A 21,267-nucleotide genomic window follows, 5' to 3' on the forward strand; every position below is an offset into this window, starting at 1 on the left:
ATGTCTCGTACCCTCGTCCTGGTCCGCCATGGCCAAAGCGAATGGAACCTCAAGAACCTGTTTACCGGCTGGCGCGATCCGGGCCTAACCGAACAGGGCCACGCCGAAGCTAAAGCTGCCGGTGAACGCCTGAAGGCCGCAGGCCTCAAGTTTGACCTCGCATATACTTCGGGTCTGTCGCGCGCGCAGGTCACATGCCAGCACATTCTTGACGAGCTCGGCCAGTCCGATCTTGAAACGATCCGCGATCAGGCTTTGAACGAACGCGATTACGGCGATCTTTCCGGCCTTAATAAAGACGACGCACGCGAAAAGTGGGGCGAAGAGCAGGTTCACATCTGGCGCCGTTCTTACGACGTCCCTCCTCCAGGCGGCGAAAGCCTGAAGGATACCGGCGCACGCGTCTGGCCTTATTACCTGCACACCATCCAGCCGCATGTGCTGCGTGGCGAAACCATCCTGGTTGCAGCCCACGGCAATTCGCTGCGCGCGCTCATCATGGCGCTCGATGGCCTGACACCGGAAGAGATTCTCAAGCAGGAACTCAATACCGGCGTGCCAATCGTCTACAAGCTGAACGCCGATTCGACCGTCGCTTCCAAGGAAGTGCTTTCTGCATAATGATTTTTCGGGCGCGGCAGCAATTACGCACCGCGCCTGATCTCTGTTTTCATCTCGGTTGCCCGGCCTTTTTCAGCCTTCACGACAGGAATGTGAAAAAAAGCTGATTGAAGTGCGAAATCGTGATTGACAGAGACAGGCCGACCCCTTAGATCGGTCCTCGTCGCCCAGATGGCGGAATTGGTAGACGCACCAGCTTCAGGTGCTGGCGCTCGCAAGGGCGTGGAGGTTCGAGTCCTCTTCTGGGCACCATTTCCAAGTCTTCAGACCACTACCAAGGTCCAGAAGCACCCCAAAAAGCCCGCGCAAGCGGGCTTTTTTGTTGCCTGTGTTTGCCCATTGAGCCAAGCACCAAACGGTTCGGCAAAGACCGAAATCACATCTCATTGCGCAAACACATAAGCGTGATCTGAGCTACTCCAAACCAGAATGAAACTGAAAATCAACGGTTTCAAAATAGACCACGCATCGGGTGGGTTTGGATGAAATCATGGCCGTATATGGCACATGAATGGAAGCGATTTGTTCTTCGATAGAGCATTTCGAAACCGCAGTCTTTTCACTCAACTGACGAGCTTTCCGGCATCCTTCCCAACGGGTGGGTTTCCCGAACGCTTGAGTTCGAAAACCATAGGAAATGAAAATATGAAGAAGCAGACACTCTCCCTCATCGCTGTAATGCTTATTGCTGTGGCAGCAGCGGGATGTCAGTCGACGGACAACAAGACACGCGACTGGGGCAACAACAGGTCGGACGCACCTAGCCGCTCTGCAACGTCACAGTCCATGTAAGGAATTGGGGCTACGCCGCGCGCGTGGCTACAGTCATAAAATGAAAAAGGCCGGCAAATTGCCCGGCCTTTTTTACGCTGTCATCAGTGCTGGTACATCCGCAGTCACGACAACAGCTATAACGCCATAGTGAGCGTGATTGGTTAATAAATGGTTAACGAACAATGGCTTCGTAATCTCGCAATGCTTTGGGCCTTGCCACATGCGAGAACTCCGCGCATCCTTCATTCAAGAATTGCGATTTGAAGGACAAATCAGATGGAGCAACCTGCCTATGACCTTGAGTTTGGGGAGATGATCCGCTGGCTCCGCGAGCACGGGCTTATTCTGCAGTCCGATCTTGAAGGCAATGCCGAACTCTCTACGCGCGCAGAGCGGTTGGGGCGCAAACGTCGGCGTGAGGCAGAACAGACAAAACAATAGTGGGATTTACAGGCTCAAGAACAATAATCATATCAGCCTGGGACGAAGCAAAAGGGGGGAGAACAATGCGCCATAAGGGCTTGCTGGATTTTGGTAGAAACGGCCTGTTTTATCGGTTGTTTCTAGTGAGCGCGATCTGCGCGATCCTGAGCAGCGTATTGAGCCAGAATGGGGAGATTCCGTTCTGGCGCTGGGTTCATTATCTAACCAAACCAACCGCGACATTGCTTCTGCTTTTCGCAATTCTGAACGCCCCCCGTCTCAACTCCAAAACATACGGATTTGCAATCGCGCTTGGGCTTGCATTTGCTGCCGCTGGCGACTTTTTCCTGATGCTTCCCGGTGAATATTTTCTCACTGGTCTGATTTGCTTTCTCATAACTCATTGCATTTACATCTATGCACTGTGCCGAAAGACGCGCTTTGCAGAAAGCAAACTCGCCTTCCTGATCTTTGCACTGCTCGCAATTGCGATCATTGTGGGCCTGTGGGGCAAATTGCCGTCAGCCATGAAAATCCCCGTTGCCATTTATGCGTCAGCAATTGGCATCATGGCGGCCCAGGCCTTTAGCCGTGCGCTTTCGACAAGCCCCGACACCGCATTGCGCTATGCCGCATGGCTTGCCGCTGCGGGCGGCATTTTCTTCATGGTCAGTGATACGCTGCTCGCATTCAATCGTTTTCACACGCCTATTCCGCTCGCGGGCCTCTGGGTTCTCACCACCTATTATGTGGCGCAGTTCCTTTTCGCGCGCTCAACAGAGAGTTTTGCCTATGAGCGCTGATCAGCCTGCTTCGCCAAAATACCAATTACAGGCGACATTAAAGCGTTTGCGACAAAGCTGGCTGGATGATCGGCCAGCCTATGAGCAACGCATCGATGATCTGCGGAATCTGCGTAGAGTTCTCCATGAGCGTCTTGAGGAGATGGCACACGCCATCAATGCCGACTTTGGCAACCGCTCGAAACATGAAACCTTGCTGGGCGAGGCCAGCGTTGTCTTCGCCGAAATCGATCACGCGCTGCATCACCTGAAACGCTGGATGAAGCCACAACGCCGAACCGCAGGCTGGAAACTGTGGCCCGCAAAAGCCGAGCTTCGTTTTGTACCTCTTGGCGTGGTTGGTATTATTTCTCCGTGGAATTACCCGGTCAATCTTGCGCTGGCGCCGCTGGTGGCAGCGGTCGCCGCTGGCAACCATGTCTTTCTGAAACCGTCCGAGCATACGCCACACACATCAGAATTTCTGCGCAAACTGATCGCCGACGTCTTTCCTGATGATCGGGCAACGGTGGTACTTGGCGATGCGCATCTTTCCGCTGAGTTTTCATCGCTGCCTTTCGACCACCTGTTCTTCACCGGCTCGACTGCCGTTGGTCGCAAAATCATGAAAGCGGCAGCCGAAAACCTCACACCCGTAACTCTGGAGCTGGGTGGCAAATCGCCAGCCATTATCGGTGAAGGAGCCAGTCTCAAACGCGCGGCAAGCTCCATTGCTACAGGCAAATATTTCAACGCGGGTCAAACCTGCATCGCGCCGGACTATGTGCTGATCCATCAAAGCAAACGCGATGCCTTCGTAACCTTGCTGCGCGAAGAAACTCGCAAGCGATATGGCGAGGGATCAGCGCAAAGCGACCGCACGACGATCATCAATGATGCGCAATATGCGCGCCTGTCCTCGTTGTTGCACGATGCAGAGGATAACAGCGAAGCAATCGTTCCGCTGATAGATGCGCCGACTTCACAAAGCCACCCACGGCTGATGACGCCCGCAGCAATTCTGGAGCCCGGTCCGACCAGCGCAATCATGCGCGAAGAGATTTTCGGCCCCCTGCTTCCGATTATAAGCTATCGCTCAATTGATGAGGCAATCGCTTATGTTCTCAATCATGAGCGGCCACTGGCGCTTTATTGCTTCAACGACAACACAGCTGAAATCGAGACGGTGCTTTCTCAGGTCGTTGCAGGCGGCGTGTGCATCAATGACACGCTCTATCATTTTGCATGCGGAAATCTGCCGTTTGGTGGCGTTGGCCATAGCGGCATGGGGCATTACCACGGCAAAGATGGCTTCCTGACCTTCTCGAAAGCCATGCCAGTCCTGACCAAATATACGCCTGCAGCAACGGACCTGATCAAGCCACCCTATACTGGACTTGTTGACCAGATAATCCGTTTCATCACGCGATGAGCTGAACTGAAAACAATCTTGTCAGCAATCTGTGATCCAACACTACTGTTCAAACCGCAAAATGACCTATTTAAAAGGATATCCAAAACGGCACGAGGTAGCGGCGGGTGAAGAAAAAGAAAACACCGGGTCGAATTTCTACAAAAATATTGACGGCTATCCGTAATCGGCCCGGCTTCCGACCACTGCATACCAATGTTGCAGACGGCGACATCGTGATCGCCTCCTACAATGTCCATAAATGCATTGGTGTGGACAAGATCTTCGATCCCCAGCGCACAGCCGACGTTATCAGCGAAATCGATGCCGATGTGATCGCTCTGCAGGAAGCAGACAAGCGTTTCGGCGAGCGATCAGGCCTGCTGGACTTAGGGCTGCTTGAGCGCCGCCACGGCCTTGTTCCCGTACCGATCACATCGACCATGCCCAAAGGCCATGGCTGGCACGGCAATGTTCTGCTGTTTCGCGAAGGTGTTGTGCGCAATGTGCGCCAGCTTGCTTTGCCAGGGGTAGAGCCGCGCGGCGCACTGGTTGCCGACCTGCAATTCGCATCCGGCCCTCTGCGCGTGATCGCAGCACATCTGGGGCTTTTGAAGCGCTCTCGCGAACAGCAAGCGGAAAGCATTCTTTCCGCATTGCAGGAAGCCGACACCCTGCCGACGCTGCTGATCGGCGACCTCAATGAATGGCGTATCGGCAAACGATCCTCACTCGCATCGCTCATGCCGGTGTTCAATCATGTATCAACTGCAGTACCCAGCTTTCCATCCCGCTTTCCGGTATTTGCGCTGGATCGCGTTCTTGGAACGCCGCATAATCTGGTAACGGCTGTAGAGGTTCACAACACACCGCTGGCGCGTATGGCTTCTGACCATCTTCCGATCAAGGCGCATCTTGATCTTAAAACCGCAGCGCAGGTCCTCGAAGAATTTAATCCTTCACTGCTGACCAGCAACTCAAGTTCAGGCAGCTAAAAAGCCTTAAAGATAAGGCGATCCGAGCCAGATGATACGGTCGATCAAGCGTTCGTAGAACGGGCGGTTTTTGAGACGCGTCAGGTTCACTTCCCGGCTGCTGTCGATCACCTTGCCGATACGTTCTTCGACTTTCAGCGCAATCTCGCGATCCAGAATTTCGAGATCGACCTCGAAATTCAACCGCAGCGAACGGGCGTCAAGATTGGATGAGCCGACATAGGACCATGCACCGTCAATCGTCATCAGCTTGGAGTGATTGAACGCACCCCCTGCGCGCCAGATACGACAGCCACCTTTCAGCAACTGATCGAATTGCGCGCGCATGGCGCGATCCACCAGCTTGAGATTATTGACCCCCGGAACCACCACATCAACCGACACACCACGCCGGGCAGCAGTGACCAGCGCACTGATAAGTTCGCGGTCTGGCAGGAGATAAGGCGACATGATCAGGATGTGCTCCTGCGCAATCGAGAAGGCGCCCATCATCATGCGATGATTGGTTTCAATGTTCTTATCTGGCCCCGAGCCGACCACGCGGATAAGCTTGCCGGTTCCCGGCGGGTCTTTAGGTGCTGCAATGCTCCAAGCGTCACCGGTCAGCAATTCGCCTGTTGCAAAGCGCCAGTCTTCCGATGCGACATGGAAGAGATCAGCAATCGCCGGACCTTCGACGCGGAAATGCGTATCTAACGCAACCGCATCGCCAGCGATAGCTTTTACAAAGCCTGCACGAATATTCATGCCGCCGGTAAAGGCCAGCTTGCCATCGACGATCAGGATTTTACGGTGGGTGCGCAGGTTTGCATAAGGCAGACGCAGGCCCATAATGATATTGCCGTTGAACACATCAACAGCCACACCATTTTCCTTCAGCAGATTAACGATGCTGGGAATGGAATAGCGCGCGCCGACAGCATCCACCAATACACGAACCTCGACACCACGCTTGACGGCATCACCCAGCGCATCGGCAAATTGCTGGCCGATTGCATCACGGTCAAAAATATAGGTTTCAAGCATGATGCTGCGTTCAGCTTTGCCAATAGCATCCAGCATTGCTGCATAGGCTTCATCACCGGTTTCCAGCATTTCTATGCTGTTGCCGCTGGTAAAATCATAAAGGCTGACAGTGTCGCCAAGAATTTTCATCGCCCCGAACTGACGTCCGAAGGCCGCGCGCACGAGATCATTGGTCGTGTCGAAATGCGATAAATGATAGAGCGCAATATTGCCCATATTATCGCGCTGATGCCCGAGGGTGCTGCGCCGGATACGGTTCACACCTGCCAGCGCATAGACAACCGCACCGACGATTGGCGAAAGCACAATCACACCAACCCAGCCGAGCGCGGTCCGCACCTCATCCTTGGTCATTGTCGCGTGGATAGCTGCAATCGCTCCCAGAACGATCGACAGAACAGCCAGGATATGCGGCCAATAGTGCGAAACCAGATCAAACATCAAACTGACTTTAAGCCAAAAAAAGTTTTTACTGCAAAGACATACCGTGTTCTGGCTCTTACACCAACAGGAGATTTTTGGGCGAGTTCAAGCCTCGGATCCATCTCTGGCCAAATCTTCAGTTTGGCTTATATTGCTGATCGGGAATGAAAATTGAGGGACATCTTATGGCAACAGCACAGAATGACTTTAATCGTCCTACCCTTCCAACCGAGGTCTCATCAAAATGGGGCTGGTTCGTCGCTCTCGGCGTCGCGCTGCTGATCCTCGGCGGTATTGCTTTCGGCAATCTGGTTCTCGCGACGGTCGTTTCCGTCTACTATGTCGGCATCATGATGCTGGTCGCAGGGATCATCGAAATCATTCATGCCTTCGGCGTGAAGACCTGGGGCAGCTTCTTCTTCTGGCTGCTGAGTGGCTTGCTCTATGCAGCCGCAGGCATTGTAGCCTTCGTCAATCCAATTCTCGCCGCCGGGGTGCTGACCTTCCTGCTTGCAGCCGCTCTTCTGGGTTCCGGCTTCTTCCGTATCTGGATGGGCTTCAAGTCAAAGCCAGCAGCAGGCTGGGGCTGGATTGTTGCAGCGGGTGTTATCACCGCTCTCGCAGGTCTCGTCATTGCAATGCAGTGGCCGGTCAACAGCCTGTTCATTCTGGGCCTGTTTTTGGCAATCGATCTGATCTTCCAGGGTTGGTCGTTCATTGCATTCGGCCTCGGCATCAAGCGCTAGAATCCAAAACGGCAAATTTGCGAAGCGGCGTGCCTCACGCCGCTTTTTCATTTCAAACACCGGGCTTGTTGAGATTTTGGCCAATGACTGCTAGATGCAGCGCAACATCTTCGCAGCGCGCGTTTCGCGCAGCCATCACTTCGCCATTACGAGTTTCTTCATGCCCGCTGATCATCCTGTTTCAAAGCGCCGTACCTTCGCGATCATCGCGCACCCGGATGCTGGTAAAACCACGCTGACCGAAAAGCTTCTGCTGTTCGGTGGCGCCATCCAGCTTGCCGGTGAAGTGAAGGCCAAGAAAGATCGCATCCAGACCCGTTCGGACTGGATGAACATCGAACGCGACCGCGGCATCTCGGTTGTCACTTCCGTGATGACCTTTGAGTATAAGGACTGCATCTTCAACCTGCTCGATACACCGGGCCACGAAGACTTCGCAGACGATACCTATCGCACGCTGACCGCTGTGGATTCTGCCGTCATGGTCATCGACGCCGCAAAAGGTATCGAGCCACGGACGCTGAAGCTGTTTGAAGTCTGCCGTATGCGCGATATTCCAATCGTGACCTTCGTCAACAAGATGGACCGCGAAGCACGCGATCCACTCGAAATTCTTGACGAGATCGAAGAAAAGCTGGCGCTTGATACAGCGCCGATCACCTGGCCTATCGGTTCGGGCAAAAGCTTTGCCGGCACTTATGATCTGCACAGCAACACTGTGCGCCAGAAGGATGCCGAAGAGCAGCCCACCAAGGTCAGCGGACCGGAAGAAGCAGCGAAGCTTCTGCCTGAAAACGAACGTGAAGCATGGATTGAAAGCGTCGAACTTGCGCGCGGCGTCTGCCGCCCGTTTGACCTCGCATCCTTCCGCGAAGGCCATATGACACCGGTTTATTTCGGTTCAGCACTGAAAAATTACGGTGTGCGCGATCTGATTGAAGCCTTCTGCGATTTCGGCCCAAGCCCACGCGACCAGCAGGCAGATAGCCGCATGGTTGGCGCGACCGAAGACAAAATGACCGGTTTCGTGTTCAAGATTCAGGCCAATATGGACCCGAACCACCGCGACCGTATTGCCTTCCTGCGCGTCTGCTCCGGCAAGCTTTCACGCGGCATGAAGGCCAAGCTGGTACGTACCGGCAAGCCGATGAGCCTGTCTGCGCCACAGTTCTTCTTTGCACGCTCCCGCCAGATCGCCGACGAAGCTTTCGCGGGCGATGTTGTCGGCATCCCGAACCATGGCACATTGCGCATCGGTGACACGCTGACCGAGGGTGAAGACATCCTGTTCCGTGGCGTGCCGAATTTCGCGCCGGAAATTCTGCGCCGCGTCCGTCTTGATGATGCGATGAAGGCGAAGAAGCTGCGTGAAGCGCTTCAGCAAATGGCAGAAGAAGGCGTCGTGCAGCTCTTCGTGCCGGATGATGGTTCACCGGCAATTGTCGGGGTGGTTGGCGCGCTGCAGATCGACGTTCTGACCGAACGTCTCAAGATCGAATATTCTCTGCCTGTCGGCTTTGAAATGTCGCGCTTCTCGATTTGCCGCTGGATCACAGCGGATGAACCGGCGGAGCTCGACCGCTTCATTGCCTCGCATCGCGCTGATATCGCACACGATCTTGACAATGATCCGGTATTTCTCGCGCAGAATGGCTTCTCGCTCAACTACGAAGCCGAGCGTTGGAAGGCGATCCGCTTTGCCACGATCAAGGACTATCAGGTCCGCGACAAGGCCTGATATCGCGGAGAAACAATGAACGACCCTGTTCTGGCTGCTCTCAACCTGCCCGATGCACTTGCGCATTCTCTGGCAGGCTATCGCAGTCAGCAGGATGGCATTGGCCGATCCACGGCCAATGTTCTTCTTCTGGAGCACCCGGAAAAAGCCCCGCTCGTTTTAAAGATTGAGCCCGCAAGCCCTGTCGGCGAGCTTGCCGATGAAGCGGCCCGGTTGACCTGGCTCAGTCAGCAAAACATAGCCTGCCCTGCTATCATGAGCTTTGTTCAGGAGCCTGATCAAAGCTATCTGCTCATGACACGGCTGGAAGGCCACGACCTCGCATCTGCTGCAGATTGTCTTGCACCCCAGCGCATCATCGAAATTCTCGCAGCAGCGCTGAAATCGTTGCATGATATTGATCCCAGATCATGCCCGTTTGATCATCGGGTCGATATTCGCATTGAAGACGCCCGCAAACGTGTTTTGGCAGGTGCGGTTGATGAAGATGATTTCGATGACGAACGTGCAGGACAAACGGCTGAAGATCTGTTCGCAGAACTCTGCAGCCTTAAACCGGCAAGCGAAGATGTCGTCATCACCCACGGCGATGCTTGCCTACCCAATTTCATGGCCGCTAATGGCAATTTCACGGGCTTCATCGACTGTGGAAGACTGGGTCTTGCCGACCGTCATCAGGACTTGGCGCTGGCTTGCTGGAGTGTTGAATATAATCTCGGCAAAGAATGGGTAATGCCATTCCTCACTCTCTATAACGGGCCTGTAATAGAGGAAAAGAAGATCGCTTTTTATCGCCTCTTGGATGAATTCTTTTAAAGCGCATCCCGAAAGCCGTTTCACACTTTTCGGGATGCGCTTTAAAACATTCTCCGCAAATGGCTGAGCTTGTCAGGATTGCGGATGAGATAGACCCCCCGGATCAATCCATCTTCGATCTCCACCGCAGCCACTTGCGGCAGGCCATCCGCCTCAAGGCTCATATGGCCGGGTAAGCCATCAAACAGCGCAAAATGATTGACGGCGGGCACAAGCCCATCGGTCTTACGCGCAATACCGTCATAAAAGCGCATGATCTTTTCACGCCCATATATCGGGTTGAGCGCTGCATTGCGGATACCACCACCGTCGGAATACATCACAGCATCTTCAGCCAGCAGACCTTTCAGCGCCGTCATGTCACCACTGCGGGACGCCTGAAAGAAAGCCTCCGCAATCGTGCGTCCGCGATCCTCAGGCATCGAAAACCGCGACTTCTCCTGTCGAACATGGCTGCGCGCGCGGCTCGCCAGCTGGCGGCAGGCCACAGCATCGCGATCAAGCACACGCCCGACCTCCTCAAAGCCCATATCGAACACGTCATGCAAAAGAAATGCCGCACGCTCCAGCGGCGACAGTCGGTCGAGCGCCAGCATCAATGTCAATGTGATATCGTCGCTGCGGTCTTCTTCATCCTCGACAAGTGGCTCAGGCAGCCATGTTCCGGGATAGGTTTCGCGTCGTACGCGTGCAGATTTCAGATGATCGAGCGCAAGACGGCTGACCACACGCGTGAGCCAGCCCTGCGGCTCACGGATGGTTGCACGATCCGCAGCACTCCAGCGCAGCCATGCATCCTGCACAATGTCTTCGGCTTCGGCATGGGTGCCCACCATACGATAGGCAATGCGGGTGAGCCGAGGCCGCAAGGTCTCGAACACACCCGCATCATTGATATTTGGCTCAAGCGGCAGCTGCATCGGTTTTAACCGGATGAACGAGACGCAGGCCCACTGCAATCCGGTTCCATGCATTGATGGTGGTAATCAGCATGGTCAGATTGACGATCTCTTCGTCTGAGAAATGCGCTTTCAAAGCATCAAAATCCTTATCCGGTGCGCCCGTCTGTGCCAACAGGGTCAGCGCCTCGGTCCAGCCAAGTGCCGCCCGCTCCCGCGCAGTATAAAGCGGTGATTCACGCCATGCAGCAACCAGATAGAGGCGCTCTTCGGTTTCGCCAGCCTTCCGCGCATCAGCCGTATGCATATAGATGCAATAGGCGCAGCCATTGATCTGCGAAGCGCGGATTTTCACCAGCTCATAGAGGCTATATTCAAGTCCGGATGCCGCAACGCGCTTTTCCAGCTCCACCATTGCCTGCATGATCTGCGGTGCGAAAGTGTAAGGGGCAAGTCTTAGTTCCATGATCTCTTCTCCTGGATGTTGACCCGTATGGGTCGTTCATCATCAAGACGAGATAGCTGCATCGGAATGTGACATGCCCCGCATAAAAAAATCAGCTTTTTATTTCGAGAAGCGCGGCCGCAATTTTTTCTGCAAGCTTTTCAGCAACTTGCTCCTTGCTCATTTCCGGCCATTCTTCGATGCCTGCGCGGCTCAAAACACGCACACGGTTGCGATCGCCGCCCATCACATCACCAGACACATCGTTGGCAACGATCCAGTCGGCACCTTTCTTGTCGAGCTTGCGGCTGGCATTGGCGAGCACGTCCTGCGTTTCCGCAGCAAAGCCCACCACAAGACCGGGACGCTTCTCACTATGACCAACACCGGCCAGAATATCCGGGTTCTCAACCATGCTGAGCGTTGGTGCGCCCTCGCCCGGCTGTTTCTTGATCTTCTGATCGGCTGCATTAGCTGTCCGCCAGTCGGCAACGGCTGCAACCATCACAGCCGCATCAGCGGGAAGATGGCTTTCGACTGCCGCCTGCATTTCCCGCGCGGTTTCAACATGGGTGACGTTGACGCCCCGCGGATCAGCGATCGTGACAGGACCGGAGACCAGATGCACAGTGGCGCCCAGATGTGCTAGGGCCGCAGCGATGGCATGGCCCTGCTTGCCCGATGAACGGTTGGCAATATAGCGCACCGGATCAATCGGCTCATGTGTCGGGCCGGATGTCATGACGACCACTTTGCCCGCAAGCGGCTTTGCCTGTGGCGCGAGCAGGTTTTCAATTGCCGCGACGATAGTCAGCGGTTCGCTCATCCGACCTGTGCCCGCCTCTCCACTTTCCGCCATCTCGCCCTTTTCAGGCCCAATGAAATGCACGCCATCCTTTTCCAATGTCAGGCGGTTGCGCCGGGTCGCGGCATTGTCCCACATGGCAGGGTTCATGGCAGGTGCAATCAGCAACGGAACCTTGCGGGCGAGAAGCACAGCACTGGCCAGATCATCGGTAATGCCAGTGGCCATCTTGGCCATAAGCCCGGCCGTTGCAGGTGCCACAACGATCAGATCGGCATCGCGCGCAAGGCGGATATGGCCGACATCCTGTTCGTCCTCTCGGGAAAAAAGATCTGTAAACACATGATCGGCCGACACAGTGCCGATGGTCAGCGGCGTCACAAACTGCTGCGCTCCTGCGGTCAGGACCGTGCGAACACGCGCGCCGCGTTCTTTCAAACGCCGAATGAGGTCCGGTGTTTTGTAAGCTGCAATCCCGCCGCTGATGATGAGAAGAATACGCTTATCGCGCAATGAACCGGCAATCGGCGACAAAGCAGCGGCTACCGGCTTCGTCTCTTCAAAACCGCCAAGCAGAAGCCTTGCTTCTTCCTCCATGGAGCGCCCGTTTTGAGCGGCTCTCACGCGAAGCCGCTCTTTTGCGGCGTCATCAAGATTGCGGATTGTAATACTGGCCATTTGATTGCACCGGTCTAATGCTGATGCAATCAATGAAATCACTATTTTGTTGAATAATCAACAAACAGATGAAATGTGGTGAAGCTAAAGCTCGATATAGAGCTTAATCGCTATCGCAGCCAATGAAATTGCAATCACTATCTGCGCAATGCGTCCCCAGCGCGAGTGCCGCGCCTCGGCCCGGCCAATGGCTTCTGCAGTCGCATCGTCAAAGCGCAGACCGTTTGCAGCCATCTCGTCAAGCGCCACGGAAGCACGATCCATTCTTGCTACCAGCTCAGGCGTCTTGCGGGTGAAGTGGAGCAGCGCATAGGCGCTGTCCTTGGCATCCAGCAACATACCCTGCGGTCCGAGATTCTTGCGAATCCAAGCGCCCACAACCGGCTCAGCAGCTTTCCACATGTTGAAATGCGGATCGAGCGTGCGCGAAACACCTTCCACCACCACCATCGTCTTCTGAAGCATCAGAAGCTCAGGCCGTGTTTCCATGTCGAACAGCTCAGTCACCTCAAACAGAAGCGTGAGCAGCTTTGCCATGGAAATGGTTTCGGCTGGCTGTCCATGGATAGGCTCACCGATCGCGCGGATTGCCTGCGCAAAACTCGCCACATCGTGCTTGTGCGGAACATACCCGGCTTCAAAATGCACTTCCGCTACGCGCAGATAATCGCGTGTGATGAAGCCATAAAGAATTTCTGCGAGAAAGCGCCGCTGATCCTTGTTGAGCCGCCCGGTGATGCCGAAATCAACGGCGACAATAGTGCCTTTGGGATCGACGAACAGATTACCCGGATGCATGTCGGCATGGAAAAAACCGTCGCGCAGTGTATGACGCAGGAAAGACTGGATCAGTGTTTCAGCGAGCTTCTTGAGATCGAAGCCTGCCGCATTCAACGCCCCGATATCCGACATCTTGATGCCATCGATCCATTCGAGCGTCAGGACATCGCGGCCCGTCCGCTCCCAGTCAACATCGGGAACGCGAAAACCTTCATCATCTTTGATGTTCTCGGCAATCTCGGAAAGTGCCGCCGCCTCAAGCCGCAGATCCATTTCGATGCGTGTTGTCTGCTGAAGCGTTTCAACCATCTCAACAGGCCGCAAGCGGCGCGTGAAAGGCACATGCCGCTCCTGCATACGGGCGACCATGAAAAAGCTTTCAAGGTCGCGCGCAAAACGCTGACGGACACCCGGACGGATAACCTTGACGGCAACCTTGTGCGGTGCGCCATCCTTCATCACATAGGCAGGATGGACCTGCGCCATAGATGCAGCCGCAATCGGCGCATCAAAACTCACATAAAGATCATCAATCTTGCGACCGAGAGAATTCTCGACTGCCGAAACGGCTTCCGCCTGCGGGAAGAAGTCGAGCCGGTCCTGCAACAGCTCCAGATCAGCGGCAACATCCTTGCCAACAATATCCGGGCGCGTGGCAAGAAACTGGCCGAGCTTCACATAAGAAGGACCCAGCTTGTTCATCGCACGCGAAATGCGTTCAGAGCGAGGCGCATCTTTCGCACGTTTGCGCGCAAGCACTTTGGCAAACTTGTGCCCCAGCGCAGGCAGGCCTGCAGCATCATCAACAGGCAGTGAACTCAACACGCCTTCGCGCGCCATGATCCAGCCAGCACGCATCAACCGTATGGCAGCAGAAATATTGCTCATATCAGACTCAGAGCTTCCAGCCTGAATGAAGCGCTGCAATTCCACCCGTGAAATTGCGATAGCTCACACGCTCAAAACCCGCTTCGCGGATCATGCGCGCAAAGTCTTCCTGCTTTGGGAACTTGCGGATCGATTCAACCAGATAGCTGTAGGAATCAGCATCGCCCGTGATCATCTTGCCAATCTGGGGAATGGCGTTGAAAGACCACTGGTCATAAATCTTATCAAGCAGCGGCAGTTCAACCTCGGAGAATTCAAGGCACATGAAACGACCGCCCGGCTTCAACACGCGATAGGCTTCAGACAGCGCCTTGTCGATATGCGGGACGTTACGGATGCCGAATGAAATCGTGTAGGCATCGAAGCTTGCATCTTCAAACGGCAGTTCTTCCGCACTGGCTTCAACAAATTCGAGGTTTTCAGCAAGGCCCTTCTTGATCGCGCGTTCGCGACCGACGCCGAGCATCGAGCCGTTGATGTCGAGAATGGTTACATGGGCCTGACGCCCGGACGCTTCAACAATGCGGAATGCAATATCGCCCGTACCACCTGCGACATCGAGCGAAGTCCAGCCCGGACGCTTGGATGGAGCCAGCCAGCTGATCATCGCATCTTTCCAGACGCGGTGCATACCAGCCGACATGAGATCGTTCATTACATCGTAACGCTTGGCAACCTTATGGAAAACGTCATTGACCAGCCCCTGCTTTTCGCTTTCGTCCACTGCCTTGAAGCCGAACGAATGCTCCATGCCACCATGTGCGCCCACGCGGTCTGCATTGCCTGTCTGCTGGCCCATAACTCACCTGCCGGTTCATGTGCGAAACGAAGCCGATCTCCGTTTTCCGTTTGCCTGATGCATATAAAGCTTGTGCCGGACGATACAAGCACAGACCGCATGCCGATACCCCTTTTGTGATCTGGTGATTAATTTCCGGCAGTTAGCGCGCATAAGCTGGTGGTCAGCCAAGATTCACACGGCAAATTCAAACCACCAGACTTGCGCAAGTGCTGAAAATGGTCAAAGACAGATAAAACTGTGCGTGTGCGCCTGCCACGCGTTTTCTCCGGCATCATTCGCCGTTAAAGTGAAAAACGATAACAAGAAAAGTGGAAAAATCATGGGCGTTAATGTCGTCAGCCATCCGCTTGTCCAGCACAAGCTCACCATCATGCGCAAGCGCGAAACTTCAACCGCCAGCTTCCGGCGTTTGCTGAAAGAGATTTCGCTGCTGCTTTGCTATGAAGTGACCCGCGATCTCGAACTGACCACCATGCAGATCGAAACACCGATGATGCCAATGGAAGCACCAACGCTTGAAGGCAAGAAGCTGGTCTTCGCCTCCATCCTGCGCGCCGGTAACGGCCTGCTGGAAGGTATGCTCGATCTGGTTCCGGCCGCTCGTGTGGCGCATATCGGTCTTTATCGCGATCACGATACGCTGCAGCCAATCGAATATTACTTCAAGGCTCCGGAAGATATCGTCAACCGCCTCATCATTGTGGTCGATCCAATGCTTGCAACCGGCCACTCCGCCATTGCAGCCATCGACAAGCTGAAGGAACGCGGCGCAACCAACATCAAGTTCCTCTGCCTGCTGGCAGCACCGGAAGGCATTGAGCGCTTCACTGCGGCTCACCCTGATGTTGACGTCTTCACCGCCTCCATTGATGATAGCCTTGATGAAAAGGGCTATATCATCCCTGGCCTCGGCGATGCCGGTGACCGCATGTATGGTACGAAGTAAGTTTCAAACCATACGATAAGAGACAGATTGATCCGCGTTCTGACCGCTCGATAATTGTTATTGAGCCGTCAGCGCGGATTTTTTATCATCTGATGATCAGCAAAAACGGAACAGCTTTATGTCCACGGATAACCGCCTGACAGAACTCGAAATTCGGGTCGCCGAACAGGAAAAGACCATTGAAGAGCTATCATCTGTCTTGGCCGAACAATGGAAAACCGTTGATCAACTGAACAAGAAACTGACAGCTCTCACCGATCGCTTTCTTCTGCTGGAAGAACAGACGGCACCTGACGTGCCCGTCACCAAACCTCCACACTGGTAATATCATGATTGAAATCATCAAACTGGACGACCGCAACGATCTTGCAGCCACTTGCGCCAGATGGAACCATGCAGAATGGGGTTATCTTTCAGGCGCAACTGAAGACCAGATCATTGCCGGAATGCAAGAACTTGTCCATGCAACCGATGGTCAGGCCGTTCGTGCAGCCTTGTGGAATGGCGAACTCGCGGGCTTTGTTCTGCTGATTCATAACGATCTCGACAGCCACCCTCACCTCAAGCCGTGGGTTGCAAGCCTGCTTGTTGCACCGGAATTCCGCGGGCGGGGTGTTGCGAAGGCACTCATGGCTTCAATTGAAGCGGCAGCCCACGAGCTCGGCTATAGTGAAGCCTATCTCTATACCGACAAGCCTGATCTTTATCGTAAAATCGCCTGGAATGATTTCGAAGAGCTGACCGGTGACGATGAAGGTATGTTGATCCTGAATAAGAAAATCGCGCGGAGTTAACTGCGCGATTTTTTGCTTTTTATGATGCGGCCGGTATCGGGCAACTCACACCCGTTCCGCGCAAGCCGCAATAGCCATTCGGGTTCTTGGCCAGATACTGCTGATGATAATCCTCCGCATAATAGAATGTCGGAGCATCACCAATTTCTGTTGTAATCGGGCCGAGACCACGCCCAGACAGTGCTGACTGATATGCATCCCGGCTCTTCTCAACCGCTTCGCGATCCGCCTCGTCAAAGGTGTAGATCACCGAGCGATATGTTGTGCCGATATCATTGCCCTGTCGCATACCCTGCGTCGGATCATGCTCTTCCCAGAACAGCGTCAGCAGTTCATCAAGGCTCACAACCTTTGGATCGTAAACCACAAGAACCACCTCGGCATGGCCTGTGAGCCCCGTGCAGGTTTCCTCATAGGTTGGATTGGGTGTGATTCCGCCCGCATAGCCAACGGCTGTCACATAGACACCCGGCACCTGCCAGAAAAGCCGCTCGGCACCCCAGAAACAACCCATGCCGAGCATGACTTGTTTCAGACCTTCCGGCCATGGCCCCTTCAGCGAATGCCCTGAAACAAAATGCGCTTGAGCAGTCGGTATTGGTGCTGCCCTGCCCGGCAGGGCATCCGATTGGGAAGGCATTTCAATTTTCTTGCGATAGCTGTCCAGAAAACCCATCTAACACCTCCTTATGCATGTCATGAAAGGCGCAAACCCTCACACAACACGAACAAACAAATTCATAGAGCGTAGAAGCCGAAGCTAAACCGTTTACCGCGCGGTGAATTGTAAAAAACGTTTCTCGCGGCGATGGCCAGCGACGTAAAACAGTAGCGCCAACACACCGAACAAGACCCAGCCTGGCTTTTCGAGAACAGGAACGAAGATCCCGTTCCACACTCCTGACGATATATAGTGCGTCACATAAGCTTCTGCATCCCCCAGGCTTTCAGGTGCTGCTCTCGCCCATATATCCAAAAGCGGCTTGGTGACAAAAGCTGAGGCGCCCACCGAGCGCGCTCCGTCCAGAATCGCAAATATGACGCCAAGCGCCAGAGAAATCACCGCGAAACCACGCAAAACAAAACGGATCACGATTCTTGTCCTGTTTCTTCAGATGCAGCGCCGTGGAAATCTGCCCGACACTTTATCCTGACTATATCTTTGCAGCACCTTAATTATAGCATGGCACCGGGTTAAGCCCAAAGTGCAGAAATTACCCACCAATCACGCAAAAATTATCCATTTAATAACAATGAGTTACAGGGGTTACAAAAAGCTTCTCACAGGCTGGAAGATTTTAATGCGGAAAAGCCAAATAAGAGTTGAACATCAGCCCATTCTGGCTATATTGCGCGCCGCAGGGGCTTTTTTGGTAGTCAACCAATACCTGATTTGAAAGCCCTTCCTTGCTTGCGTTAGTTCTGATCATCAGACGATATCACAATAGCAATAGACGGAGAGGTGGCCGAGTGGTTGAAGGCGCACGCCTGGAAAGTGTGTATACGGGGAACCGTATCGCGGGTTCGAATCCCGCTCTCTCCGCCAGAAATATCTTCAACTCGATATTCAAACATTCTTATTTCAGGCGTAACAACCTTATCTAAGGTTCGTATTCCCCCCTCATACTCGGTCCATATTTTCTAGCGAGTTCTAACCGCAACATAGCTTCCAACCGATACTATCGATCTCGGGGTATCAACGCTGAAGACCTACATATCCGATAGCCCCAATCTTGCCTGGGAATTTCCCTTTTCCGCAGAGCTATTTGAATGTGGCTAATCACCAATGGATGGTGTGATCTTTCTCCATGAAGCTCATCACGAGCAATACCGCGCCATCTCTGTCTTGCTATTGATCCATGTTGCTGAAATTTCCGGGTCAGCATCTCGAGCCATTTGCTCAAATCAATGATCTCTCGGGCTTTTATAATAACGGCTCGATGCTTATCTGCTTTGATGCTGATAGCGATGCGATCGCACCGTCCGTTCGCATTTATGATTACGCCACGCCGAAAACCTCATCAACGCAGAACCGCTCATACGAAAGTTGCCAAGCGTAGGTCTCATCAGCTCTAAAGGCATTATTCGATGCATAAGGCGGTGCTTGCCGAACGGGAAAACTAAACGAACGAAGGGCTAGCTACCTTCATAACCAGCAGCGCGCATGCTCTCCGATCGTAAACTGCGTAGATTACTTCCGCTTCTTCTTCGTCTGCAGATGGCAGACTTTCACGCGCTCGCCATTCTTGCCTTTTCGCCAGACGCAACCTTCGTTGCGGGGCTTACCTTCGTAGAGATAAACCTTGCCCCGCCGTTTGCTGTTAAAGGTCTGATTGGAGAAATCATGACCACCGACGCGCACATTCTTGCCAAAGCGCACTTCGGCATATGCTGGAAACCCAAGCGAGACAGCGAGCATAATGGCTAACCCAATAGATAGAAGCTTCATCGGCTATTTTCCTGTTACGAGCTTACTAGTTGGCTTAGTATAGGGTTTCAAAGCCACTTTTTCAAAAGCGCCGCGTTGTGTCTTTAGGACCGTTGGATTTGCATTGTTCTGTGAGGCTAGCCGGCGGCCCAGTTTGTAAGCAGCATGGCTTATGTCGGCCTGCCCTTTAGCCTTCTTCATCATCTATCAGAAACGTCAAAAGCCCGGCTTCTTATGCACCGGGCTTTTTGATTTTATTGATGTTTTTGGGGGATGGTTTCGTGTGATGCTTTTTCCCGTTTGTCGGGTCATCGATATTGGATCGATTACTATGCTCCTCACGGTTCAGGTTATGATGCTGATGAGGTGAGAGCGTTCAAAGATCGATTGATTATCGATTTCAGCTCGAACGGGCTGCTCCATGGAGCTTTCACAAGCCGTACAGCTACGAGCATGGCGTATGCATCGCGGGTTTTAGTATTTTCAGGGAAGGATATTGGTTGCGGGGGCAGGATTTGCCCCGTTCGTCGGGTAATCGATACTCAATCGATTACTTATCCTCCTCACCCTTCAGGTTATGGTCCACAGGACGACGAGCAACGATCGCCAGTGAAGATGAAGTCTTCGTGCCAGCGATAATATTTGGTTTATTTTTTGGAGATTTTGGTTGCGGGGGCAGGATTTGAACCTGCGGCCTTCAGGTTATGAGCCTGACGAGCTACCGGGCTGCTCCACCCCGCGCCAGGGTGTTTATTGAACCGGTTGGGTAGTTTGTGCGCATAGCGCTAGTAAAGCTGTTTTGTATTGATTTGAGAAGATGGAATTATTTGTGTGCTTAGCAGACCTGGCAGCGACCTACTCTCCCGTGTCTTAAGACAAAGTACCATTGGCGCTGGAGCGTTTCACGGCCGAGTTCGGAATGGGATCGGGTGCAGCCGCTCCGCCATAACCACCAGGTCGGCGAAGAACACAAATATGAGAAGCTGGTTGTCTTTCGTGCTTTTATCATCATCAAGCTTTGCTTGATGGATATTGTAAATGGGAGTGATCAAGTCGATCGAGCTATTAGTACCGGTAAGCTACATGCGTTGCCGCACTTCCACACCCGGCCTATCAACGTGGTAGTCTTCCACGGCTCTGATAGGGAATACTCGTTTTTAGGTGGGTTTCCCGCTTAGATGCCTTCAGCGGTTATCCCGTCCGTATATAGCTACCCTGCTATGCCGTTGGCACGACAACAGGTCCACCAGAGATACGTCCATCCCGGTCCTCTCGTACTAGGGACAGATCCTATCAATATTCCTACACCCACGGCAGATAGGGACCGAACTGTCTCACGACGTTCTGAACCCAACTCACGTACCGCTTTAAATGGCGAACAGCCATACCCTTGGGACCTGCTCCAGCCCCAGGATGCGATGAGTCGACATCGAGGTGCCAAACAACCCCGTCGATATGGACTCTTGGGGGTCATCAGCCTGTTATCCCCGGCGTACCTTTTATCCGTTGAGCGATGGCCCTTCCACGCGGGACCACCGGATCACTATGACCGACTTTCGTCTCTGCTCGACTTGTCAGTCTTGCAGTCAGGCAGGCTTATGCCATTGCACTCGACGAACGATTTCCGACCGTTCTGAGCCTACCATCGCGCGCCTCCGTTACTCTTTAGGAGGCGACCGCCCCAGTCAAACTACCCACCATACACGGTCCTGGACCCGGATAACGGGCCGCAGTTAGACATCCATATAGATAAGGGTGGTATTTCAAGGATGACTCCACAATGGCTGGCGCCACTGCTTCAAAGTCTACCACCTATCCTACACATGTCGACACGAATGCCAGTGTAAAGCTATAGTAAAGGTGCACGGGGTCTTTCCGTCTAACCGCAGGAACCCCGCATCTTCACGGGGAATTCAATTTCACTGAGTCTGCGTTGGAGACAGCGGGGAAGTCGTTACGCCATTCGTGCAGGTCGGAACTTACCCGACAAGGAATTTCGCTACCTTAGGACCGTTATAGTTACGGCCGCCGTTTACTGGGGCTTCAA

General features: G+C 53.7%; 21 protein-coding genes, 3 tRNA genes and 2 rRNA genes (1 of these 26 running past the window's edge). 14 read left to right on the forward strand and 12 right to left on the reverse strand.

Annotated elements, in window-relative coordinates:
* The 7 genes from KMS41_08640 to KMS41_08670 all read left to right on the forward strand — a co-directional run bounded on the left by KMS41_08640 (position 1) and on the right by KMS41_08670 (position 5,006).
* Positions 1-621 (forward strand): 2,3-bisphosphoglycerate-dependent phosphoglycerate mutase, encoded by a 621-nt coding sequence (locus KMS41_08640; GenBank protein QWK77171.1) that lies wholly within the window; start codon positions 1-3, stop codon positions 619-621.
* A 165-nt stretch (positions 622-786) separates the two neighbouring features.
* Positions 787-873: transfer RNA gene (locus KMS41_08645), tRNA-Leu, on the forward strand.
* A 393-nt stretch (positions 874-1,266) separates the two neighbouring features.
* Positions 1,267-1,413: a hypothetical protein gene (locus KMS41_08650; GenBank protein QWK77172.1), complete on the forward strand. Its 147-nt coding sequence runs from the start codon at positions 1,267-1,269 to the stop codon at positions 1,411-1,413.
* 258 nt (positions 1,414-1,671) lie between these two features.
* Complete coding sequence (locus tag KMS41_08655) at positions 1,672-1,836, forward strand: hypothetical protein (protein ID QWK77173.1); 165 nt, start codon at positions 1,672-1,674, stop codon at positions 1,834-1,836.
* Between the two features lie 65 nt (positions 1,837-1,901).
* The gene (locus KMS41_08660; GenBank protein QWK77174.1) at positions 1,902-2,621 is read left to right on the forward strand and encodes a lysoplasmalogenase; all 720 of its coding nucleotides are present in this window, start codon (positions 1,902-1,904) and stop codon (positions 2,619-2,621) included.
* Positions 2,611-4,032: a coniferyl aldehyde dehydrogenase gene (locus KMS41_08665; protein QWK77175.1), complete on the forward strand. Its 1,422-nt coding sequence runs from the start codon at positions 2,611-2,613 to the stop codon at positions 4,030-4,032. The genes KMS41_08660 and KMS41_08665 overlap by 11 nt, the downstream gene beginning before the upstream one ends.
* Before the next feature lie 107 nt (positions 4,033-4,139).
* Positions 4,140-5,006 (forward strand): endonuclease/exonuclease/phosphatase family protein, encoded by an 867-nt coding sequence (locus tag KMS41_08670; protein ID QWK77176.1) that lies wholly within the window; start codon positions 4,140-4,142, stop codon positions 5,004-5,006.
* Between the two features lie 6 nt (positions 5,007-5,012).
* On the opposite strand, the gene cls is transcribed toward KMS41_08670, so the two are convergent.
* Positions 5,013-6,473, reverse strand: a complete 1,461-nt coding sequence (gene cls / locus KMS41_08675) for a cardiolipin synthase (protein QWK77177.1) — start codon at positions 6,471-6,473, stop codon at positions 5,013-5,015.
* Positions 6,474-6,640: 167 nt separating this feature from the next.
* On the opposite strand from cls, the gene KMS41_08680 reads away from it, so the two are divergent.
* The 3 genes from KMS41_08680 to KMS41_08690 all read left to right on the forward strand — a co-directional run bounded on the left by KMS41_08680 (position 6,641) and on the right by KMS41_08690 (position 9,755).
* Positions 6,641-7,201: an HdeD family acid-resistance protein gene (locus tag KMS41_08680; protein QWK77178.1), complete on the forward strand. Its 561-nt coding sequence runs from the start codon at positions 6,641-6,643 to the stop codon at positions 7,199-7,201.
* Positions 7,202-7,361: 160 nt separating this feature from the next.
* The gene (locus KMS41_08685; GenBank protein ID QWK78821.1) at positions 7,362-8,939 is read left to right on the forward strand and encodes a peptide chain release factor 3; all 1,578 of its coding nucleotides are present in this window, start codon (positions 7,362-7,364) and stop codon (positions 8,937-8,939) included.
* 15 nt (positions 8,940-8,954) lie between these two features.
* Positions 8,955-9,755 (forward strand): aminoglycoside 3'-phosphotransferase, encoded by an 801-nt coding sequence (locus KMS41_08690; GenBank protein QWK77179.1) that lies wholly within the window; start codon positions 8,955-8,957, stop codon positions 9,753-9,755.
* A 41-nt stretch (positions 9,756-9,796) separates the two neighbouring features.
* Here KMS41_08690 and KMS41_08695 read toward each other — a convergent pair whose 3' ends face one another.
* The 5 genes from KMS41_08695 to ubiE all read right to left on the reverse strand — a co-directional run bounded on the left by KMS41_08695 (position 9,797) and on the right by ubiE (position 15,049).
* Positions 9,797-10,675, reverse strand: coding sequence for a sigma-70 family RNA polymerase sigma factor (locus KMS41_08695; GenBank protein ID QWK77180.1), 879 nt, complete (start codon positions 10,673-10,675; stop codon positions 9,797-9,799).
* Positions 10,659-11,120 carry a carboxymuconolactone decarboxylase family protein gene (locus KMS41_08700; GenBank protein ID QWK77181.1) on the reverse strand — a complete coding sequence of 154 codons (462 nt, stop codon included), beginning with the start codon at positions 11,118-11,120 and terminating at the stop codon, positions 10,659-10,661. Before KMS41_08700 ends, KMS41_08695 begins: the two co-directional genes overlap by 17 nt.
* A gap of 91 nt (positions 11,121-11,211) precedes the next feature.
* Positions 11,212-12,417, reverse strand: coding sequence for a bifunctional phosphopantothenoylcysteine decarboxylase/phosphopantothenate--cysteine ligase CoaBC (gene coaBC / locus KMS41_08705; protein QWK78822.1), 1,206 nt, complete (start codon positions 12,415-12,417; stop codon positions 11,212-11,214).
* A 249-nt stretch (positions 12,418-12,666) separates the two neighbouring features.
* The gene (gene ubiB / locus KMS41_08710; protein ID QWK77182.1) at positions 12,667-14,250 is read right to left on the reverse strand and encodes a 2-polyprenylphenol 6-hydroxylase; all 1,584 of its coding nucleotides are present in this window, start codon (positions 14,248-14,250) and stop codon (positions 12,667-12,669) included.
* Positions 14,251-14,257: 7 nt separating this feature from the next.
* Positions 14,258-15,049, reverse strand: a complete 792-nt coding sequence (gene ubiE / locus KMS41_08715) for a bifunctional demethylmenaquinone methyltransferase/2-methoxy-6-polyprenyl-1,4-benzoquinol methylase UbiE (GenBank protein ID QWK77183.1) — start codon at positions 15,047-15,049, stop codon at positions 14,258-14,260.
* Positions 15,050-15,371: 322 nt separating this feature from the next.
* Here ubiE and upp point away from each other — a divergent pair, with 322 nt between their 5' ends.
* The 3 genes from upp (at position 15,372) to KMS41_08730 (ending at position 16,792) form a co-directional block, all read left to right on the forward strand.
* Entirely contained in the window at positions 15,372-15,998 is a 627-nt protein-coding gene (gene upp / locus KMS41_08720; GenBank protein ID QWK77184.1) for a uracil phosphoribosyltransferase, read from the forward strand.
* 118 nt (positions 15,999-16,116) lie between these two features.
* Positions 16,117-16,323 (forward strand): SlyX family protein, encoded by a 207-nt coding sequence (locus tag KMS41_08725; protein QWK77185.1) that lies wholly within the window; start codon positions 16,117-16,119, stop codon positions 16,321-16,323.
* Between the two features lie 4 nt (positions 16,324-16,327).
* The gene (locus KMS41_08730) at positions 16,328-16,792 is read left to right on the forward strand and encodes a GNAT family N-acetyltransferase (GenBank protein QWK77186.1); all 465 of its coding nucleotides are present in this window, start codon (positions 16,328-16,330) and stop codon (positions 16,790-16,792) included.
* A 19-nt stretch (positions 16,793-16,811) separates the two neighbouring features.
* Here the strand turns inward: KMS41_08730 and msrA are convergent, their stop codons facing one another.
* Positions 16,812-17,468, reverse strand: coding sequence for a peptide-methionine (S)-S-oxide reductase MsrA (gene msrA, locus KMS41_08735; protein ID QWK77187.1), 657 nt, complete (start codon positions 17,466-17,468; stop codon positions 16,812-16,814).
* 93 nt (positions 17,469-17,561) lie between these two features.
* The gene (locus tag KMS41_08740; protein QWK77188.1) at positions 17,562-17,885 is read right to left on the reverse strand and encodes a hypothetical protein; all 324 of its coding nucleotides are present in this window, start codon (positions 17,883-17,885) and stop codon (positions 17,562-17,564) included.
* Positions 17,886-18,248: 363 nt separating this feature from the next.
* Between KMS41_08740 and KMS41_08745 the strand changes: the two genes are divergently transcribed.
* A tRNA-Ser gene (locus KMS41_08745) sits at positions 18,249-18,338 on the forward strand.
* A gap of 645 nt (positions 18,339-18,983) precedes the next feature.
* On the opposite strand, the gene KMS41_08750 is transcribed toward KMS41_08745, so the two are convergent.
* From KMS41_08750 to KMS41_08765, 4 genes are all read right to left on the reverse strand, one after another.
* Entirely contained in the window at positions 18,984-19,241 is a 258-nt protein-coding gene (locus tag KMS41_08750) for a hypothetical protein (GenBank protein QWK77189.1), read from the reverse strand.
* A gap of 643 nt (positions 19,242-19,884) precedes the next feature.
* Positions 19,885-19,961, reverse strand: a tRNA-Met gene (locus KMS41_08755).
* Positions 19,962-20,062: 101 nt separating this feature from the next.
* A 5S ribosomal RNA gene (rrf, locus tag KMS41_08760) occupies positions 20,063-20,177 on the reverse strand.
* Positions 20,178-20,264: 87 nt separating this feature from the next.
* Positions 20,265-21,267: ribosomal RNA gene (locus KMS41_08765) — 23S ribosomal RNA — on the reverse strand (it continues 1,809 nt past the right edge of the window).

This window comes from Ochrobactrum sp. BTU1 (genome assembly GCA_018798825.1).
Lineage (GTDB): Bacteria > Pseudomonadota > Alphaproteobacteria > Rhizobiales > Rhizobiaceae > Brucella.

Bases quoted from the DNA above. Each gene is read 5' to 3' on its own strand.
- ubiB (QWK77182.1), bottom strand. From the start codon at position 14,250: ATGAGCAATATTTCTGCTGCCATACGGTTGATGCGTGCTGGCTGGATC.
- KMS41_08680 (QWK77178.1), top strand. From the start codon at position 6,641: ATGGCAACAGCACAGAATGACTTTAATCGTCCTACCCTTCCAACCGAG.
- KMS41_08730 (QWK77186.1), top strand. From the start codon at position 16,328: ATGATTGAAATCATCAAACTGGACGACCGCAACGATCTTGCAGCCACT.
- KMS41_08725 (QWK77185.1), top strand. From the start codon at position 16,117: ATGTCCACGGATAACCGCCTGACAGAACTCGAAATTCGGGTCGCCGAA.
- ubiE (QWK77183.1), bottom strand. From the start codon at position 15,049: ATGGGCCAGCAGACAGGCAATGCAGACCGCGTGGGCGCACATGGTGGC.
- KMS41_08650 (QWK77172.1), top strand. From the start codon at position 1,267: ATGAAGAAGCAGACACTCTCCCTCATCGCTGTAATGCTTATTGCTGTG.
- KMS41_08660 (QWK77174.1), top strand. From the start codon at position 1,902: ATGCGCCATAAGGGCTTGCTGGATTTTGGTAGAAACGGCCTGTTTTAT.
- KMS41_08750 (QWK77189.1), bottom strand. From the start codon at position 19,241: ATGAAGCTTCTATCTATTGGGTTAGCCATTATGCTCGCTGTCTCGCTT.
- KMS41_08685 (QWK78821.1), top strand. From the start codon at position 7,362: ATGCCCGCTGATCATCCTGTTTCAAAGCGCCGTACCTTCGCGATCATC.
- KMS41_08655 (QWK77173.1), top strand. From the start codon at position 1,672: ATGGAGCAACCTGCCTATGACCTTGAGTTTGGGGAGATGATCCGCTGG.
- KMS41_08690 (QWK77179.1), top strand. From the start codon at position 8,955: ATGAACGACCCTGTTCTGGCTGCTCTCAACCTGCCCGATGCACTTGCG.
- KMS41_08700 (QWK77181.1), bottom strand. From the start codon at position 11,120: ATGGAACTAAGACTTGCCCCTTACACTTTCGCACCGCAGATCATGCAG.
- cls (QWK77177.1), bottom strand. From the start codon at position 6,473: ATGTTTGATCTGGTTTCGCACTATTGGCCGCATATCCTGGCTGTTCTG.
- KMS41_08640 (QWK77171.1), top strand. From the start codon at position 1: ATGTCTCGTACCCTCGTCCTGGTCCGCCATGGCCAAAGCGAATGGAAC.
- upp (QWK77184.1), top strand. From the start codon at position 15,372: ATGGGCGTTAATGTCGTCAGCCATCCGCTTGTCCAGCACAAGCTCACC.
- msrA (QWK77187.1), bottom strand. From the start codon at position 17,468: ATGGGTTTTCTGGACAGCTATCGCAAGAAAATTGAAATGCCTTCCCAA.
- KMS41_08665 (QWK77175.1), top strand. From the start codon at position 2,611: ATGAGCGCTGATCAGCCTGCTTCGCCAAAATACCAATTACAGGCGACA.
- KMS41_08695 (QWK77180.1), bottom strand. From the start codon at position 10,675: ATGCAGCTGCCGCTTGAGCCAAATATCAATGATGCGGGTGTGTTCGAG.